The 17,893-nt window shown below is 42.6% G+C and carries 15 protein-coding genes; 10 read left to right on the top strand and 5 right to left on the bottom strand.

Annotated features, from left to right (window positions below; genetic code table 11):
* Positions 1 to 22 precede the first annotated feature (22 nt).
* Together N482_RS16845 and N482_RS16840 are read left to right on the top strand one after the other, a co-directional pair.
* Positions 23 to 586: a YSC84-related protein gene (locus tag N482_RS16845; RefSeq protein WP_063378140.1), complete on the top strand. Its 564-nt coding sequence runs from the start codon at positions 23 to 25 to the stop codon at positions 584 to 586.
* Positions 587 to 729: 143 nt separating this feature from the next.
* Positions 730 to 1,650: a diguanylate cyclase gene (locus N482_RS16840; protein WP_063378139.1), complete on the top strand. Its 921-nt coding sequence runs from the start codon at positions 730 to 732 to the stop codon at positions 1,648 to 1,650.
* Between the two features lie 50 nt (positions 1,651 to 1,700).
* Here the strand turns inward: N482_RS16840 and N482_RS16835 are convergent, their stop codons facing one another.
* On the bottom strand, positions 1,701 to 2,954 hold the full coding sequence (locus N482_RS16835) for an aromatic amino acid transport family protein (RefSeq protein WP_063378138.1): 1,254 nt from the start codon (positions 2,952 to 2,954) through the stop codon (positions 1,701 to 1,703).
* Positions 2,955 to 3,154: 200 nt separating this feature from the next.
* A complete protein-coding gene (locus N482_RS16830; protein WP_063378137.1) occupies positions 3,155 to 4,792 on the bottom strand; it encodes an alkaline phosphatase D family protein in 1,638 nt (545 codons plus the stop codon).
* A 588-nt stretch (positions 4,793 to 5,380) separates the two neighbouring features.
* Here N482_RS16830 and N482_RS16825 point away from each other — a divergent pair.
* From N482_RS16825 to N482_RS16810, 4 genes are all read left to right on the top strand, one after another.
* Complete coding sequence (locus N482_RS16825; RefSeq protein ID WP_331245819.1) at positions 5,381 to 6,469, top strand: Xaa-Pro peptidase family protein; 1,089 nt, start codon at positions 5,381 to 5,383, stop codon at positions 6,467 to 6,469.
* An 11-nt stretch (positions 6,470 to 6,480) separates the two neighbouring features.
* A complete protein-coding gene (locus tag N482_RS16820) occupies positions 6,481 to 7,425 on the top strand; it encodes an ornithine cyclodeaminase family protein (protein ID WP_063378135.1) in 945 nt (314 codons plus the stop codon).
* Complete coding sequence (locus N482_RS16815) at positions 7,406 to 7,648, top strand: hypothetical protein (RefSeq protein WP_063378134.1); 243 nt, start codon at positions 7,406 to 7,408, stop codon at positions 7,646 to 7,648. The genes N482_RS16820 and N482_RS16815 overlap by 20 nt, the downstream gene beginning before the upstream one ends.
* 220 nt (positions 7,649 to 7,868) lie before the next feature.
* Entirely contained in the window at positions 7,869 to 8,282 is a 414-nt protein-coding gene (locus N482_RS16810) for a hypothetical protein (RefSeq protein ID WP_063378133.1), read from the top strand.
* A gap of 59 nt (positions 8,283 to 8,341) precedes the next feature.
* Here the strand turns inward: N482_RS16810 and N482_RS16805 are convergent, their stop codons facing one another.
* Complete coding sequence (locus N482_RS16805) at positions 8,342 to 10,726, bottom strand: hypothetical protein (RefSeq protein WP_063378132.1); 2,385 nt, start codon at positions 10,724 to 10,726, stop codon at positions 8,342 to 8,344.
* A 186-nt stretch (positions 10,727 to 10,912) separates the two neighbouring features.
* On the opposite strand from N482_RS16805, the gene N482_RS16800 reads away from it, so the two are divergent.
* A complete protein-coding gene (locus N482_RS16800) occupies positions 10,913 to 11,638 on the top strand; it encodes a hypothetical protein (RefSeq protein ID WP_063378131.1) in 726 nt (241 codons plus the stop codon).
* A gap of 45 nt (positions 11,639 to 11,683) precedes the next feature.
* Here the strand turns inward: N482_RS16800 and N482_RS16795 are convergent, their stop codons facing one another.
* Together N482_RS16795 and N482_RS16790 are read right to left on the bottom strand one after the other, a co-directional pair.
* Positions 11,684 to 12,898, bottom strand: a complete 1,215-nt coding sequence (locus tag N482_RS16795) for a M24 family metallopeptidase (protein WP_063378130.1) — start codon at positions 12,896 to 12,898, stop codon at positions 11,684 to 11,686.
* 27 nt (positions 12,899 to 12,925) lie between these two features.
* Complete coding sequence (locus N482_RS16790; protein ID WP_063378129.1) at positions 12,926 to 14,164, bottom strand: NAD(P)/FAD-dependent oxidoreductase; 1,239 nt, start codon at positions 14,162 to 14,164, stop codon at positions 12,926 to 12,928.
* Positions 14,165 to 14,369: 205 nt separating this feature from the next.
* Here N482_RS16790 and N482_RS16785 point away from each other — a divergent pair, with 205 nt between their 5' ends.
* The 3 genes from N482_RS16785 to N482_RS16775 are packed head-to-tail and all read left to right on the top strand — an operon-like array spanning position 14,370 to position 17,834.
* On the top strand, positions 14,370 to 15,284 hold the full coding sequence (locus N482_RS16785) for a dihydrodipicolinate synthase family protein (RefSeq protein WP_063378128.1): 915 nt from the start codon (positions 14,370 to 14,372) through the stop codon (positions 15,282 to 15,284).
* A gap of 12 nt (positions 15,285 to 15,296) precedes the next feature.
* Entirely contained in the window at positions 15,297 to 16,298 is a 1,002-nt protein-coding gene (locus N482_RS16780; protein ID WP_063378127.1) for a 4-hydroxyproline epimerase, read from the top strand.
* A gap of 42 nt (positions 16,299 to 16,340) precedes the next feature.
* Entirely contained in the window at positions 16,341 to 17,834 is a 1,494-nt protein-coding gene (locus N482_RS16775; protein WP_063378126.1) for an aldehyde dehydrogenase (NADP(+)), read from the top strand.
* Positions 17,835 to 17,893: the final 59 nt, after the last annotated feature.

The raw sequence follows: 17,893 nt of genomic DNA, 5'->3' as shown, positions 1-17,893 counted from the left end.
GTACCTGATTAGGAGAAAAATTATGAAATATATGCTTAAAGTAACTGTGCTTTGGTTTGCAGCGGTATTGGCTGGGTGCGCGTCGATGGGGGGAGGAGATATCGCGCAAAAACGATCTGATATCATAAAAATGAAAAATGAAACGCTTTCACAGTTATATTCCGAAAAGCCTGATACGCGGGCCCAATTAAGATCCGCGGTGGGATATGCGGTGTTTTCTAATGCCAATGTCAACTTACTACTCGTTTCAGCAGGTACAGGATATGGCGTGGTGCACACTAATAAGACGGGTAATTTTACCTACATGAATATGGCCGAAGGTGGCGTAGGCTTGGGCTTAGGGGTGAAAGACTATAGACTCGTTTTAGTGTTTCATACTCAAAAAGCGCTAGATACTTTTATTGAACACGGTTGGACATTTGGTGGTAATGCCGATGCTGCGGCGAAGGCGTCAGAAAAGGGCGCGTCCGTGCAGGGAGAGCTTTACTATGGTGATATGTCTGTCTACACCATGACAAAGAGTGGTTTAGCGTTGCAAGCAACAATTAAAGGTACGAAGTTTTGGCCAGATAGCGAATTAAATTAGTCGCTAAATTCAAGAGAAAGAATATACTTTGTACAAGCGCTTATCGTAGTTTATTTGTGCACTTCATGAGTTTTTTTAACTTGTTAGGTGCATGAGTATTCGCTATAAACAAAGTTATATATTTAATTATTTTTGGGGGCCGTATGTTTAAGGATATTGATGACCTCAGCGATAGTTCAGTTTTAATTGTAGAGGACTCCTCACTCACGCAAAAAGTGTTGAGTGCTTGCTTGGATGGGTTGTGTAAAGTTGACTGTGTTTTTTCGGCAGAAGATGCTATTAAGCACTGCATAGATAATCCGCCAGACCTCATTTTAATGGACTGGATACTCGAAGGAATGACCGGCTTAGAAGCTTGTAAAAAGATTCAAGCGATGGATGAGCTCAATGAGATCCCAATCATTTTTGTGACATCAAACACGAATGAAAATCAACAGGAGTTGTGCTGGGATGCGGGCGCGGTTGACTTTTTAGGTAAGCCAATAGTTGCAAGAACTTTAGTGAATAGAGTCCGCACGCATCTTAAGTACAAAAGACAAACGGATATTCTCAAACAGTACTCCTTCTTTGATGGCCTGACAGAAGTATTCAATCGACGCTATTTTGATATGGAATGTCAGAGACTATTTAAACAAAATTTACGCCAGCAGCAGAGTCTTTCTGTGATAATGTTGGATATCGATTACTTTAAGTTTTTCAATGATCATTACGGTCATTTGCAAGGCGATGACGCGCTTAAAGCCGTGGCAAAAGTAGCAGTAAAAATGGTAAATAGACCCCTTGACAGTGTATTTAGGTACGGAGGTGAAGAGTTTGCTGTATTACTGCCAAATACTGATAGAGAAGGCGCTCAGAAGATCGCGAATGCCATTGTAGCAGCAATAAAAGGACTCGAAATTCCGCATAGTAAGTCGCGGTTTGATGTCGTGACTGTCAGTGCAGGTGTCGCGGTGGGTAAATATGGTCATTACGACAAAGTGGAAGAGTTGATAAAAACCGCCGATAAAGCACTTTATCAAGCCAAAGGTAACGGCCGAAATCAATCATTTTTGTTGGATGAATAAACGGTGATGTGTGTTCAACTAACTCGAACACACATCACATCTAGTTGCATTTACATATTGAATAGCAAAGCTGAGACTGCTAACAAGCCTACAGCGAGTACAAAGTAAGTACTGAGTTTGCCTTTGTATTTTTGTAATGCAGGCACTTTATATATTGCAATAGTTGGCATTACAAACAAGATCAATGCGATAACAGGGCCGGATATCGCGCCCATCATGTCTAAAATACTAGGGTTAATAACCGCACAAACCCAAATAGAAACAAACATGAGCACAACACCTAGCTTGTCAGCTGTTTTGAGACTGATGTTTGTTTGCTTAGTTAACAGGCCATTGAAGCTTTCTCTCGCACCTAAAAAATGACCTAAAAATGAAGAGGTGATAGCAATAAACGCGACTAAAGGTCCTAATGTTTCAATAAAAGGATTGTTGTAAACATTTGCCAAATAGGACAGTACTGATACGTTCGCTTGTTTTGCTTCTGCCATTTGTTCAGGTGTAAGTGAGAAAATACAAGAGAATACAAATAGCAGTACAAACGCAATCAGCATCAAAGCAGTATTACGTAAAATGGATTCTGATTTGATTGTTGCTTCAGACTTATAGTGGCGGCGCTGAGTGTTTGCAAAACTCGAAATGGCTGCGGCATGGCTAAATGAAAAAACGATAATTGGAACAGATAGCCAAAGGGTTTCGCTTAGCGAACCAATGTCTGGCGCTGAAACAGCTGGGATTTGCCAATTTGGGATAAGATAAAGTGACAAAAATAGTAGGACACCGACTAGTGGATATACCAAAATAGCAAATGCACGCAACAATAGCTTCTCGCCACCTAACATAATGGCAATCATACCCGCTACTAGTACGCCTGAAAGTAAAGCCCTTGGTAGAGACTCCATTCCCATTTGGTTAACCATGAAGCTGTCTACTGTGTTGGTTAAACCTACACCATAAATAAGCAAAATTGGGAAAATAGAGAAAAAATAAAGAAGAGAAATTAATCGACCACTTGTTGCACCAAAGTGTTCCTCAACGACATCGGTAAAATCAGAGTCGCTGTTTTTAGAAGAAAGCACAAACCTTGCTAGGCCTCTGTGCGCAAGGTAAGTCATTGGAAATGCGAGTACCGCCATAATGAGTAATGGCCAAAATCCACCTATGCCGATGTTGATAGGCAAAAATAATATGCCTGCGCCAACAGCGGTGCCGAACAGGCTAAGTACCCAATTAGTATCATGCTGGGTCCAGCGAGCTTGGCCTTCTGGCATCATGCTGCGGGCATCTCCCGCTTGTGAATTACTCATACTTGTTGTCCTATGTTTTCTTTTTAATCGGGCGGATGATATAGAAATTCACTTAATGATGCATGTTTATTCGGATTGATTGATTGAAAAGTAATCTTTTAAAGTGGTTTGTGGTTAATGAGTGTTCACAAAGAGAGTTAAAGGTAGGCAACTACGGCTTAATCCTAAGCCGTATCCAATGACAAATAAATTGGTTAAAACTAAATTAATCGCACTTGTTTTATTAAAATTTCATCTTCTTCGTCTGTTGTAGAAATGTGCTCCGCAACAAGGTATGTTTGCTCTGCGTCCATAAAAAGTTTGATGATGCCAAAGTTGTTTTCAGTGCTAAAAGCTAGTCGCTCAAACGTCGTTAAAACGTTGCAGCCGCTCAATGTGCCTTGCGCGCAAGAAATGGCTTTGCTGACAAATGGCGCTGACTTTCGTGTTACACCACTGGCTGTAAATTGATAAACAGTACCGCTATTTGCACGGCGTTTAAGTTTAAAAGATGCCGCACAGTGTACATCGCCGGACAAAAATATCACTGGTACCTTGTGCTTTTGCGAGGCGTCGAAAGCTAAATCAAGTAACTCATTGCGTTCTTGGTGGTTTGCCTCATGGTCCCATTCGTCTCTAAAATCATCTTTATAGGAGCCTATGTCAGCCATGTTCACAACGGTGCAGCTCCAGTGCACAACGGGAACAGGAGAAACTATGAATATCGCTTTTGCGGAGCTAGGTATGTTTTCGAACCATTGAGACAAACGAGCAAATTGCTTAGGCCCCAATAGATCATAACCTTCTGGATTTTGAAATTGATGATGTCCCCTTTGGTCCAATACGTAAAAGTTCGCTAAGCTATGAGCAAAGCTATAGTCCCACTGAGAGTTTGCTAATGGTACGTTTGGTAGAGAAGGCGTCGTTGGGTTATGGCTATGCTGATACTCTTGGTAGACTTGTGCAGCAGCATGAAACATTGCATGTGCGATAAACAGGTTAAATTCACTGTCTTCCCACTCAAAAAGAGTATCTAACTTATTACTCAATTCCTCTTCAGTAAGTGAGCCCCATCCATCCATAATCTCATGGTCATCCCAAATCATATACGTAGGGTATGAGCGCAATAACTTTTGAAAATGTGCTGATTGCCAATATAGTCGATAAATAAACCGATAAAAATAGCTGAGCTCTTTAATTAAGCCCGCTTGGTCCTGTGTTTCAAAGTAGGGTTTTAACTGCGCTTTATTATCGGTTACCCATCGCCATATATCGAATTCTTTGGTGCTTGAGTCGACGTAGACCTGATCTCCGCCGGCGATAATAAAGTCGCCGCCTAGTTCATTTAATCTGTTCAATATATCTTGAAAAATATCATCAGGTCCATGACCTTTTTTATAGGGGTCATGGCAGCTAAAAAAGCCAAAAGCGAGGGATTGAGCATTAGCTACTTGTGTTTTAAATGAAGCTGGTATTTCGTAACCGCTGCGCCAATGGCGTCGAGCAGGGACCGATTGGTCAGCTAAGAGTGCTACCCAATATCGTGTTGCGGGTTGCAAGCCCTGAAACTCGACACAATGAGTGCGGTCTGTTGTATCGTCTAAAGCAATTGGTCGAACTTGACCCTGACCACCCGTTTCGAATTCGTTTTGCAAAGTGGTATTAGTATCAGGCGAGTCAATGTTAATGCCTATTGGCTGAATTGGCGTATCGCTCAATACTACATAATGTTTGCCGCAGTGTTTACTTCTTACCCATACCTTTGCCGTGGAACGTGTAACATGGCCAATGACTATTGCATCATTTAAGCAGTTAACAAGTTTCTCTGAGTCGAAAGCATGGCGCAATTGGATACTCATTTTAGGCCAGTCCTTGATAGTAAAATTTAACTATTTCTAACGTTAGTAAGCGAAAGTGGAATTTGCAAATGAATGGATTTTTTCGGTGTATGCAAACATTCAGGTATTAAGTGCTAAGGAGGTCGTTTAACGTTGTTATTTATTATTATAATTTAAATTATAGGGGATGATTTTCTTCATAAAATTAGTCTGTTAGCGTGTTATTTCTTAAATATAAAAAGTGTTACTGATAATATGGAAAAAGGATTCATAAGAGTTTGAGTTGGTACATTAATATGCTGACTTTTTAGACTAGTAGTAGGGGCCTATGCTTTATTATCTTTTTGTATTCACATTATTGTGGTTCTGCTTTTCGCTATTTAAAAAACTTCATCATTTTTTGTTGATTTTTATTTAAGCTAATTAATGGGTTAATGTAAAAGTGTTGACCTTCTCATTTTAAGTAATGTCACGAACTTCTTCTCAGTAACACCATACCTTAAAGTCTTCTATCGCACGGTATTTCGCTTGCTAAATTCATTTGTATACAATATATTTTATTCTAGTGAGTAAGCCTACGCGAGAGTGTCCATCACTAATTTATGAAAGGTGAAACTGTTGAACGTTAATTATCAATCAAGAAAGAGCAAGTTACTGCAATCGTTGAAGCAGCATCAAGCAGACATGATGATTATATCTAGCCGTCAAAACATCCGGTACCTCACTGGGTTCAGTGGCAATGCTGCGACTTTGCTAATGAGTAAACACGAGTCCTATTTAATAACAGACTATCGTTATTTTGAACGTGCATGTGAAGAAACAAGTGATATTGAAGTGATCCAAAGAGATAGAGACACTGAATCACTTGGTCAGTGTATCGCGCGCTGTTTGCCTAATTGTGAAGCTGTTGCCTTTGAGGCTGCTCATTTTAGCGTTGACCAATGGCGTGTAATTGCTGCTGAGTTACCTTACTCGAATTTACGAGGGGTGACAGGGTGCGTAGAAGCTTTACGTGAAGTTAAGGACGAAATAGAGATTTCTTACATCCAGCAAGCCGCACAAATCGCGGATGAGTCACTGAGTGAAATGTTGACGCTTGCAAAAGAAGGTGTACAAGAACGCGAATTAGCACTAGAGCTTGAGTACAAAATGCGTAGCAAGGGCTCTGAAGGGGTTTCATTCGACACCATTTTATTATTTGGCGAACGCAGTGCATTACCCCATGGTAACCCCAGTGAGCGGCGTTTGAAAAAAGGTGATTTTATATTGGTTGACTTCGGTGCGGTCGTGAATGGGTATCGCTCTGATATGACGCGAACATATGTACTCGGCACACCAACAGCCAAACAAACGTCCGTATTTAATACTGTTCAGCAAGCACAGCAACGAGCATTAGAAAGTGTGAAGTCTGGAATTGACTGCGACAGCTTAAATAAGGTGGCACATCAAGTTTTGACGAGTAGCCCATTTGCACGATTCGCCGGTGAAGGCTTAGGTCACGGTCTAGGACTTAACCTGCATGAACAACCGTTTATCAAACCCAAAGTCTCTCATATTTTAAAGCAAGGGAATGTCATCACAATCGAGCCAGGTATTTACATTCCTGGATTTGGTGGAGTTCGCCTTGAAGAAGATATTGTCGTAACGGAGCAGGGTTGCAAGTACCTCACGAAAGCTCCTCAAACATTCGAATTATAAGGACTATCTCTATGCAGCAAATTAATCGAGCGCAAGTAAAGCAAGCGCTTAGTTTTAATAAGTTAATATCTGCTTTGCAGAAAGGGTTTGCGGGCAATGCTGGCGTGCCAATGCGGCAAGTTTTTGAGCTAGACGACAATCCAACTAACTATGATGCTTTTGCGGTTTTACCTGCTTGGAATGACGAAGTAATAGGGGTAAAAGCATTTACTTATTTTCCCGATAATTTTAAGCAAGATAAAGCAAGCCTCTACTCAAAAATTATGCTGTTCTCGAGGGCAACAGGAGGGCCATTAGCATTGGTTGACGGTACAGAAGTAACGTTATGGCGAACCGCTGCGGTGTCTGCACTGGCTGCATCTTATTTAGCAAAGCAAGATGCAAAGCATCTCGTATTTTTTGGTTCTGGTAACTTAGCGCCATTTATGATCCGTGCTCACTTGAGTGTACGAACATATGAAAAAGTTACTATTATTGCGAGAAATCAAGACAAGGCACGTACTTTAATCTCTTTAATGGCGTCGCAATTTCGTCAAGTTGAGTTTGCTCTTGGAAGTGCAAGTGAAGATGTAATTCGAGCTGCCGATGTAATTAGTTGTGCAACAGGAAGTCACTCCCCCTTGTTTGACGGTAACTGGATCTCTGAAGGTACGCACATTGATGTGATTGGCAATCACCACAAGCAATACAGAGAATGCGATACCCGTACCGTAACACGAAGTTCAGTGTATGTGGATAGCCGAGCAAATGTATTAAACGAAGCAGGTGAGCTGCTAATCCCTATCACAGAAAATGTGTTTCGTGCAGATCAGGTTAAAGCAGAATTGACCGAGTTGACCAAAAGTAACACCAACCAGCGTGAATCTCAAAGTGAGATCACTTTATTTAAATCAGTAGGGACGGCACTGAGTGATTTGGTGACTGCAAAACTCGTTTATGACTTGGTTCAAGAATAAAGCGAAATGCCAATTATGTAAAGTGCTAGAGGTCAGCGTCGTTCATGACAAGCGGCTATGCAATCCCCTTGTCTGCCATCAAGCGCATTTACTAATCGCATATCAGTATGATGATGAAGTTTGCAGCAATAAAGTGCTTTACGATGAATCATTTTTTGAAAAGTCTAGAGTTACTGAACAATTGTATGTTCTCGCAGATGACAAAATGATATGGCATTTGTAATATTCGCTATCATAGGCGAATAGTCACCAAACTTATAATTGAGTCACTCTGTTACTTGTCACTCAGTGACTCATTACATCTTTTCTTGCTTATTTTGGCGTTACGTTTGTAGCCAATGTCAAAAACACCATAACAAACTTAACACTTTCAAACATTCCCTGACTGAAACGCACACTGAGGTCGCTTATTATTTTTTCTAACAAACAAATTGGGGAAAAACATGAAACAACTTATCGCTGCATCGCTTCTAGCCGTATTAGCAACTGGGTGTGCACACCACAACAATGTAAGACCTGCTGAAGATGGTAAGCACTATGTCAACTTGACAGCTGAAACTAGAGAAAAAGCGGCTGAAGAGGCCATTGACCAAGCCAATCATTTCTGTGAAGAAAAAGGCAGTGATCGGGCTTATATAATCAATGAGCAGTTGACTTACGTGGGATCCATGCCGGAAGAAGAATATTTACGTAACAGAGACTTGGCAAATGCGGTTGAAGTTGCTGGTGCTGGGATGGCGATATTTGGTCGCAATGCGGTAGATGATGTGGGAACTGCTATGTGGATTGGTGGGGGTATCGCAGAAGATTCAATGGGTGAACCGTATCAAATCAACATGTCTTTTAGCTGCAAGTAGAAATAAATTTTAAATGAGGCGCATAGCGTATAGTAAAATACGCTATGCGCTTTAGTGTTTTAAAGCTTTATTTGCTGTTTTAGCAAAATGGGCTCGCCATCCACGTCAAGTGTTGCCGTGATCTCTAAAACACCATGAGCTAACTGAGTTAGGTTCGGTAGCTTAGGTTGCCATGTGCGGCTTTCATACGGCGCGATTTCGACTTTATCTTGCCACAATACTGGTGTGCTTATTGGTGTTTCGTAGGGCAAAAACTTTACATCTAATTGACCTGCTGTGGCGCCTGAATACGGTCCAGACAGCGCAATCTGAAGTTGCTGTTGGTGCAGAGCGGCGTTTAAGTAAACGCCGTCAAAACGGTGAGGCTCAATATCTATTGCGCCTTGCTGATCAAAACCTTGCCAATTCAATTGATAAGTATATTGTGCCGCTTCAGCGGGCAGCTCAATACGGTTCTTTCCTGGTAAGACCATATGGTTTTCACTATTTCCGTTTTGAGTCAGTGTTAGTTTTGCCGCGTATTTGCTCGGATTTACAACCTGCAAAAATGGTGTCTGGGCATCGTACCTCGGGTAGATGATAATGCCGCTGAGTGTGGTTGCATCTGGCGCATCAAGTTGTGTTTGCCAAGTATTTAATAACGAGGAAAGTTGGGTAGAGAGTGCCTCATGCTGGCTTGGCATTGTCAATTTGTTCAATGCCCGATTAAGTTTTGCTCTACAAGCTTTCAGCTGCGATACATAAGATTCACAGGTATTGAAAGCGCGAAGGGCAAGCGCCGCGTCTTGATATTGCCAAGGGTTTGGAGAGGCTGAAGCGAGCCTTTGTACTTTATTTGTGTGCCCGAATATATAGGGCGTTATGGTGTGGTTCATCGCACTACCCAAAACAGATAACTTTTGTAAGTCTAAATTGGCTCTAATTTTCTCTGGCAAGGTAAATTCAACATGATGACTGTGATTTTTGGTATTGATAGTCGCGTTAAGTGTGTTGCCTTTTTGCCTTAAATTTACTGCAAGTTGATGGTGTAACGCTATGTCTTTAATAATCTCTGCTGGGAGAGAAACAAACTGTTTTGGCAAGTTATAACCGACAAACTGTAAGGTAAGTTTGTTGCCATTCTCTATCAATAAAGCCAACATCTTATCTTGGCTAAAATCTGCTTTTTCAACTAAACCTAACCGCTTTTGTTTACTGTCTGGTGAAAGCTCGGTGATCAATCCCAGTCCTAATTTACCCCGGGCTAATTGCTCTGACTCAAAATCAATTAGCGCACTGAGGCTATCTTGTTTTACTGGAGCAATCAAAGGGTGTGCAAGTGGTGCTGGAAAGTCGAGGGTGACTTGTTTACTGTCATTGTTTGCAAGGATATCTATACGGTGTAAAACGTCACTTTTATCGCTACGTAAGAAATAGCCTGCTCCGTTTTGCTCCCAAGGACCTTTTACTATGTAAAAGCTAGGCTGTGCAGATTGAATAAATTGAGCAAATTGTGTTTCGAGTGTCTGCCAGTTGGGAAAAGTTGCTTTAAGCAGCTTATTGGCTGTTGGTAATGTGTGCTCGGAATCAGGGTTAGCGTTCATGAGCGTGCGCAAATAGCGTTTGAAATAATGGTAACGAGTTGGGTCGCTAAGTAAGAAATGTACGATAAAAAAGTTTAACCCTCTTTTTAGTCTCCGGTCATCATTAATTTGTTCAAAGCTGGGTTGATTGGCATTGTGGTACTGTTCTAGACCTAACGCGAGATAGTTCATAGGAGCTCTATCAAACACCATAACATTTAATTGCTTTAATATTGGATCGTACGTGTGGCTTGCGATTGCATCGGCCATGCCTTCGGTTATCCAGTTTGGTGCCCACGTAGAGTGCCCATTTAAGGCCATATGGAATGCATGCATGGTTTCGTGAATTACGATATACCTTTGATGGTGCTGACGATGGCTTGGAAAGCTGTATCCTACGCGATTATAAAACATGGTTTCACCGCCAGCATGTGTGTGTACGCCGCGTAAAAATCCATCATCCAACATTGCCTCGCGCACACGCTCACGGGAACTGCCATACACTACAGCAATCCGTTGGTTTTCAATATTACTGGGTTCCATACCAAATAGCTCAACGTAGTGAGGGTACGACATTTCTAGAAGCTCTAGGTACAAATATACCTTCTCTTCCGGTAAATCACTTTTCAGTGCAAAGTGCTTACTAACCCACCAATTATAGCCTCGGCTATTGGATATTTTACCATCGCTAAAGGTGCGAGGGATCTGCTTTCCAACAAATTGAATATCAATGTGGTTAAGTGTACTTACTCGCCCTGAGACATCGATATCTACTTGCATCTGCGCAGGTGATTTTATATTAGATTCGGATTTGGTTGCGGATGTCATTGCACACCCTGCTAGGAGCGTCGCAAAACATAAACTTAAACAAGTTTTATACATAACAGGATCTCATTTGTTTTATGTATATTGTATACAATAATTTTTATGTAAATCCAAGGTATTTTCTTATCCACAGAGATCGGTGTGTGTATCAAAGGGGAAATGGAAATTATTTTAAATGGATTTAAACCATTTTTGGTGCGGCTGCGTCCTAATCAACAAAATAGAGCGATAAAGGATGAATAAATGAAAGCTTATGTATTTGCGGCAATGGCGCTGAGCGCTACGAGTGTTTCGGCACACCAATTTTATTCTAGCGACTATGAGTTTGTTAAAAGTGAAATGCTGTCGCTATCAACCAAAGAGGTCACGCGCCTAAAAATAGATGCTGGCGCGGGTAGCCTATCATTGGTTGGCACAGATACTGATGAAGTCTCTGTAAAAGCAGATATTTACCAATCTGAAGAGAGCTCAGATTATTGTTTAAATTTGGTTGAAAAGGGCGGTACAGCAAAGTTGCAAGCCAATGTTTGCCATACGAGGAACAACTACACGCTTATTCATTTGACAGTATCGCTGCCAAGTACATTAATGACGAAAATCAAAGACGGCTCGGGCTCTATTAAAGCGCGAGATGCGAGTATTAGTTTTATTGATGACGGCTCTGGTTCGATTGAAGTTCGTGACAATATTACTGCACTAGAAGTTGAGGACGGCTCGGGCAAAATCGAGCTAGTAGGTATCCAAGGAGCACTTACAGTAGATGATAGCTCCGGAAAGCTGCGGGCGGAAGACATTGAAGGTAATGTGGTGGTCAAGGATGGTTCTGGCAATATAGTGATTGAAAATGTGACAGGAAAAGTGTCTGTGGACGATGGTAGTGGTAATGTTACCGTGAGAAACGCCGGTGCATTTGAATTACTTGGCGACGACTCTGGTAATGTTAAGTTGTATGACATAAAAGAGCAATAAATCGAATGGGCCAACGAGTAAAATACCCGTTGGTCATAACGTATTTTATTTATCGATTCCGAATGGGTCATCGATACTATAGCTTGGCTCTGTAAACCACTTGGGACCATGCTCAGTCATATAGAAATGGTCCTCAAGTCGAATGCCGAATTCATCAGGGATCACCAACATAGGCTCATTCGAAAAGCACATTCCTGGAGCAAGAGGTTGTGGGTTATCCTTCACTAGATAAGGCAATTCATGGATATCCAATCCAATACCATGGCCCGTTCTATGTGGGCAACCAGGCAGTTGATAATCAGGTCCAAGATTTTGTGACGCTAAATAACTTCTGGCTGCATGGTCAATATCACCACACGTTGCACCTATCTGAGCAGCCTCGAAAGCACGCGCTTGTGCGGTCTTTTCATGTTGCCACATCGCTTTTTGACGCTCTGTTGCTTCGCCGTACACATAAGTTCGTGTGATGTCACTCAAATAACCGTGTAGTTTACACCCTGTATCAATTAAAACCACATCTCCTTGTTTCAGCGTTTGAGGGTCTTTAACACCATGCGGGAAGGACGACGCTTTACCAAATAACACAATGCAAAAATAATTGCCCGTCACACCGACTTTCTGGTGGGCCAGTTCAATAAACTCTTCTACTTCTGTAGTCGAGATACCCTCATGTAAGATAGACGCTGCGGCTTTGTGTACTTCAAGCGTCATGTCCATTGCGTGCTGAATTAGCGCAATTTCATTATCTGATTTGTGCATTCTACAATGAGCTGTTACGTGGTGGCCATTGATGATGTTTAGCTCAGAGTTGACGCTTGCAATGCCGTCAACGGTGAAAAATGCAGTGCTTTCATCTATCGCCAGTGTTGCTGCCTGAGCAATGCCCATTTCTTTTAGGACTTCACCCACCAGTAAGTAGGGAGACTCTTCTTCTTGCCAAGCATGGATTTCACCTTTGATGATTTGATACTCATTGATAGTGCCAAGCTCGAAAAAAGGCGCAATAAATCTAACTTGACCTTGTGCAGGCAAAATAGCACCAACCAAGCGTTCACTTGCAGACCATGATAGCCCTGTAAAATACTTTAAATTGGTTCCAGCATTAAGATACAGGGCATCGATGTTGTGCTCACGCATATATGACTGCGCTCTTTCCATCCTTGCTTTGAACTCTTCTTCGGCGATGGGCGCAACGCCCGCGGTCATATTATCGAGGCTATCTAATGCTGCCTGCTTTGTTTGAAAACCTATACCTTTCATAAATAATCCTAAATGTTTTACTCAGTGTTACTGAAAACGCGTAATACTGTAGGGGCTAATATCAAATGCACTTGGCTGCTTTGCAACCAAATTTGCGACGAGTTCACTGTTGATAGCGGCCTGTGTCAAACCGAGATGCTGATGGCCGAATGAAAAAATAATGTTAGGGTGGTTTGGCGCTTCGCAAATAACAGGGAGTGAGTCTGGCAGGGATGGTCTTGGGCCCATCCAGTGCTCCCCTTGCTGAACTTCATCAAAGTCTTTCAACATATTCTTTGCATGTGCCAACAGGTATGCCGCTCTTTCATACATCGGTGGGGCTTCGAGTCCGGCAAATTCTACGGTGCCTGCCAACCTGAGGCCCGAGTTCATTGGGGTCATAATAAATTGTCTTTCTGCAGAAGCAACGGGTCTCGATAGGACATGGGTGGAGAGCATATTGTGGTAACCGCGTTCAGCTTCAATAGGCACTTGATACCCCAGTTGCTTACATAAGCGTTTACTCCAAGCACCAGTGCACACAATAATCTTGTCAAATTCGCCATGCTCAGTTTGCTGCGCGGTCATTTTCCATGTGCCATTGGCCTGACAAATATCAGTAACTTGTTGTTGTACAAACTGTCCCCTTAAAGAAACAAACTTGTTGTAAACACAAAGGCTAAGCTGAAATGGATCGGTGGTGTGCCCAACTTCAGTAAACAGTAAAGCATACTTAATACGAATACTTAGCTGCGGTTCAAGCGCTTGCACTTCATCCTGATTAAGTAACTCTACTTTGATGCCTTCTTTTAGAAACTTGTTTTGTAGTGTGCGAATCTCAGTAAGGTTGCCGTGTTCAAAAGTTAACAGGCTGCCACTGAGTGTGACATGCTCCTCAAAACTATCTTCAAGCAATCTGGCGTATGCGTTTATTGCGTCTTTATTGAGGACTTTAAGTGCTTGCGTGTGTCGTTGGTATTTGCTGCTCAACATATTATGGCAAAACTTCGTAAACCAAGGCATTGCCTTTACGAAATAGCGCCAGTCTATCCGTAATGGGCTCATGCTATCTAGCAACATTTTTGGAAGTTTGGGCAGGAGTGATTTATCAGCGAGCGGAAATACTTGCTCTGTTGCAAAGTGCCCCGCATTGCCTTTAGAACATTGCTCACCAACACCATGCTTGTCAAACAATGTGACTTGGTACCCTTGTTGCTGTAATTGAAGGGCATTACAGAGGCCTACAATACCTGCACCTATTACTGCAATTTTATTGCTTTTTTCCATTGTATCTCTCTTTTTTCAGATTGCATCAACCCCAATTGCAAGGCTTATCAAAAAAATAAAAATAAATAACTTCAATACAAACAAGTTTATAAGCTGTTTTTTGATGGTTTGAGTGGATGTTTTTGCAAAGCATCAAAAAAGCATATTGATTATTGTATACAATATACCTATGATGAAAGGCAAGAATTATCACAGAGGAATAATTATGAAGGTAAATTGGCAGGGTGTTTACCCAGCAGTAACAACACAGTTCAACGACGACGAAAGCATTAATTTTGAAACCACAAAAACGATGATCAATTCACTCGTTGAAGAAGGTGTTCATGGCATCATCGTGCTAGGTACAGTCGGTGAAAATTGTTCACTGCGCGCCGAAGAAAAAAGACAGGTACTAGAAGCCGCGAAAGAAGTCGTTGCGGGTCGGGTGCCGGTGTTGTCAGGTGTTGCTGAAACAACAACTGCACTGGCTGTTGAGTTTGTAAAAGATGCACAAACTATCGGTATTGATGGGTTCATGGTGTTACCTGGTATGGTTTACCGCTCAACAGAGAGAGAAGCTATTCACCACTATCAGCAAGTAGCGCGCGCCACATCGCTACCCATTATGATTTACAACAACCCAATTACATACGGCGTTGATGTTTCAATCGAAGGTATGGGTGTACTTGCACAAGAAGACAATATTGTTTCTGTGAAAGAAGCGACAGAAGATACACGTCGTATCAGTGAACTATTCTCTGCATTCGACGACCGCTTTGTCGTGTTTGGTGGTGTAGATGACATCGCTCTAGAAAGCTTAATGTTGGGTGCAACGGGTTGGATTTCTGGCCTGACAAACGTATTTCCTCGCGAATCAGTGGCTATTTATAAACTTGCTCAGCAAGAGCGTTACGAAGAAGCGCGCGAATTATGGCGCTGGTTCTTACCATTGTTACGTTTAGACACTATTCCAACTTTGGTGCAATGCATCAAATATGCGGAGCAGCTGGCGGGTCGTGGCAGTGAAAAAACGCGCTCACCCCGTTTAGCTTTGACTGAAGATGAAAAGAGTTATGTAAGTCGCTTATATGATGAAGCACTTAACAACCGTATTGATTTAAGTAAGTACAACCTCGACTAAGGATAAGACGCGATGAACAGGGGCACATTCTTTTGTATAGATGGCCACACATGTGGCAACCCTGTGCGCTTAGTCACCAGTGGCCACCCTCATCTTGAGGGGGCCACAATGAGTGAAAAGCGACAACACTTTTTAAAAGACTATGATTGGATCCGACAAGCATTGATGTTTGAGCCGCGTGGTCATGACATGATGTCAGGATCTTTTTTGTACCCGCCTTGTACTGAAGATGGCGATATCAGTATTTTGTTTATTGAGACTTCAGGCTGTTTACCTATGTGTGGGCACGGCACGATTGGCACCGTAACGTTTGCTTTAGAACGCGGTTTATTGCATCCGAAACAGCCGGGGTTAGCTAAATTGGATACGCCAGTTGGGCGTGTTGACGCGCACTATGAGATGCGTGATGGCAAAGTGAATTGGGTAAAACTTTTCAATGTGCCTGCGTTTTTAGCCTACGAAAAGCAAGTTATTCATGTGCCTGAACTCGGCGAGTTCTCAGTTGATATCGCTTACGGAGGCAATTTTTACATTATTGTTGAACCCCAGTCACTATTTAGTGGCACCCACAATTCTACAGCAGATCAACTAGTTGCAATGAGTCGCAAATTACGTGAAGCGGTAAATGCGCAAATTGAATGCGTACACTCCGAAGATCCGACTGTACGCGGGGCAACACATGTTCTGTGGACAGGTGATCCCAAAAACTCTGGCTCTAGTGCTGCAAACGCCGTGTTTTACGGAGATAAAGCAATTGACCGTTCGCCTTGCGGAACCGGCACAAGTGCCCGAATGGCACAACTATTTACCCAAGGCCGGTTGCAGCAAGGGGAAGACTTTGTTCATGAAAGTTATATTGGCAGTCAGTTCATCGGGCGTGTAGAAGGTGTCACGGAAGTGGCGGGCAAAGTCGCCATTTTACCCAGCATCCAAGGTTGGGCAAGACGCACAGGCGCAAACTGTATTACTGTGGACGATGACGATCCATATGCATACGGCTTTCAAGTGATCTAAGTAGATTAAAGATATCGGTATCATCGTTTATAGGAGACGAAGATGGCAATCACAGGATTAAGTTATATTGCTGGGCAGTGGCTTGGCAATCAAGATGGCAAAACCTTCCAAAGTTTTTGCCCGGGCACAAATGAGCAGTTACCAACGACATTTTATGATGCGACTGAGGCACAGCTAGAGCAAGCAGCAGAAGCCGCTCAAGCTGTATTTAAGCCCTACCGTAACCTGAGTAACCTGCAACGTGCTGAATTTTTAAATACTATCGCACAAGAGATAATGAACCTCGGTGATATTCTTATCGAAACCACAATGCAAGAAACCAACTTGCCGCGTCAACGGCTCGAAGGTGAGCGCATGCGAACCGTTTCGCAGTTGCGTGCTTTTGCTAACGCACTTGAACAGGATCTAGCGCCACTAAATCTAAACTATGTTGACGAAGCCGACGCAAATCGCGCTCCGCTGCCTAAGCCGCGTACTGAGCTGGGCTATATACCAGTCGGGGTTGTTGCTGTTTTTGGCGCATCGAATTTCCCATATGCATTTTCGACGTTAGGTGGGGACACGGCAGCGGCACTCGCTGCGGGCTGCCCTGTGATTGTCAAAACACATAATGCTCATCCAGCAACCAGTGAGTTAATGACAAAGGCAATAGACAGCGCAATTAAGCAGTGTGATATGCCAAACGGTGTATTCTCTATGTTGCAAGCCAAAGCATATAGTATCTCTCATCAGCTGGTGGCTCACCCCATGGTTAAAGCGGTCGGTTTTACTGGCTCATTCAATGTCGCAAATGCACTTATAGAAACGATAAATAAACGTGAAGAGGCCATTCCATTTTATGGCGAACTTGGCAGTGTCAATCCTCAAGTCATTTTCAAAGACAAGGCGTCGCAAGAAGGAGCAGCTTTAGCTCAGAAGTTGGTAACGTCCATGTTGATGGGCAACGGTCAGTTTTGTACCAGTCCAGGTGTTTGGTTTGTGCCGTCTGGACAAACAGAGTTTGAGAGCGCAGCTATCGAAGCAGTTAAGGCGGCGAGCTCTGATACTCTGTTAACGCCCGGAATTCTTAAGTCATTTATTTCTGCTATTGCTGAATTTGAAAGTTGTGATGGCGTAACTAAGCTTGCTAAAGGTCAGTTAGAAAAGCCTTACCATGCGGATGCACATTTATTTGCATGTGAAGTGGAGACTTTCCTGACGGATAAACACCTACAAGAAGAGGTTTTTGGGCCTTGTGCTCTGATTGTGAGATATAACAGTGAAGAGTCGCTTATTCAGGCAGTAGATTCGCTAGCCGGTCAATTAACAGCAAGTGTACACGGTACTGAAGAGGAGCTTTCACAAAATGCTGAGCTTATCTGCGATTTACACTACAAAGTTGGCCGGATTACACTTGGACAAATGCCGACAGGTGTTGAAATATGCGCGTCGATGAATCATGGTGGGCCATTCCCATCTTCAACTGATGTCAGGTCAACATCAGTCGGATTGCAAGCCATGACCCGTTTTTTAAGACCTTTGTGTATACAAAGCTAAGCTTAAAAAAGAAAGAGAGCAAGTCTTTTCAAGCCCGGTCAGGTGCGAAATAGAATGTT

The organism is Pseudoalteromonas luteoviolacea NCIMB 1942 (assembly GCF_001625595.1).
Classification (GTDB): Bacteria; Pseudomonadota; Gammaproteobacteria; order Enterobacterales; family Alteromonadaceae; genus Pseudoalteromonas; species Pseudoalteromonas luteoviolacea_A.
Note: the sequence above shows the minus strand (reverse complement) of the source record. Positions and strands in the feature narration are given on the sequence as shown.

What these genes read in the sequence shown, in the direction of transcription:
- N482_RS16805 (WP_063378132.1), bottom strand. Translation starts at nt 10,726, where the DNA reads ATGTATAAAACTTGTTTAAGTTTATGTTTTGCGACGCTCCTAGCAGGG.
- N482_RS16845 (WP_063378140.1), top strand. Translation starts at nt 23, where the DNA reads ATGAAATATATGCTTAAAGTAACTGTGCTTTGGTTTGCAGCGGTATTG.
- N482_RS16795 (WP_063378130.1), bottom strand. Translation starts at nt 12,898, where the DNA reads ATGAAAGGTATAGGTTTTCAAACAAAGCAGGCAGCATTAGATAGCCTC.
- N482_RS16830 (WP_063378137.1), bottom strand. Translation starts at nt 4,792, where the DNA reads ATGAGTATCCAATTGCGCCATGCTTTCGACTCAGAGAAACTTGTTAAC.
- N482_RS16840 (WP_063378139.1), top strand. Translation starts at nt 730, where the DNA reads ATGTTTAAGGATATTGATGACCTCAGCGATAGTTCAGTTTTAATTGTA.
- N482_RS16835 (WP_063378138.1), bottom strand. Translation starts at nt 2,954, where the DNA reads ATGAGTAATTCACAAGCGGGAGATGCCCGCAGCATGATGCCAGAAGGC.
- N482_RS16775 (WP_063378126.1), top strand. Translation starts at nt 16,341, where the DNA reads ATGGCAATCACAGGATTAAGTTATATTGCTGGGCAGTGGCTTGGCAAT.
- N482_RS16815 (WP_063378134.1), top strand. Translation starts at nt 7,406, where the DNA reads ATGACTTGGTTCAAGAATAAAGCGAAATGCCAATTATGTAAAGTGCTA.
- N482_RS16810 (WP_063378133.1), top strand. Translation starts at nt 7,869, where the DNA reads ATGAAACAACTTATCGCTGCATCGCTTCTAGCCGTATTAGCAACTGGG.
- N482_RS16820 (WP_063378135.1), top strand. Translation starts at nt 6,481, where the DNA reads ATGCAGCAAATTAATCGAGCGCAAGTAAAGCAAGCGCTTAGTTTTAAT.
- N482_RS16785 (WP_063378128.1), top strand. Translation starts at nt 14,370, where the DNA reads ATGAAGGTAAATTGGCAGGGTGTTTACCCAGCAGTAACAACACAGTTC.
- N482_RS16780 (WP_063378127.1), top strand. Translation starts at nt 15,297, where the DNA reads ATGAACAGGGGCACATTCTTTTGTATAGATGGCCACACATGTGGCAAC.
- N482_RS16800 (WP_063378131.1), top strand. Translation starts at nt 10,913, where the DNA reads ATGAAAGCTTATGTATTTGCGGCAATGGCGCTGAGCGCTACGAGTGTT.
- N482_RS16790 (WP_063378129.1), bottom strand. Translation starts at nt 14,164, where the DNA reads ATGGAAAAAAGCAATAAAATTGCAGTAATAGGTGCAGGTATTGTAGGC.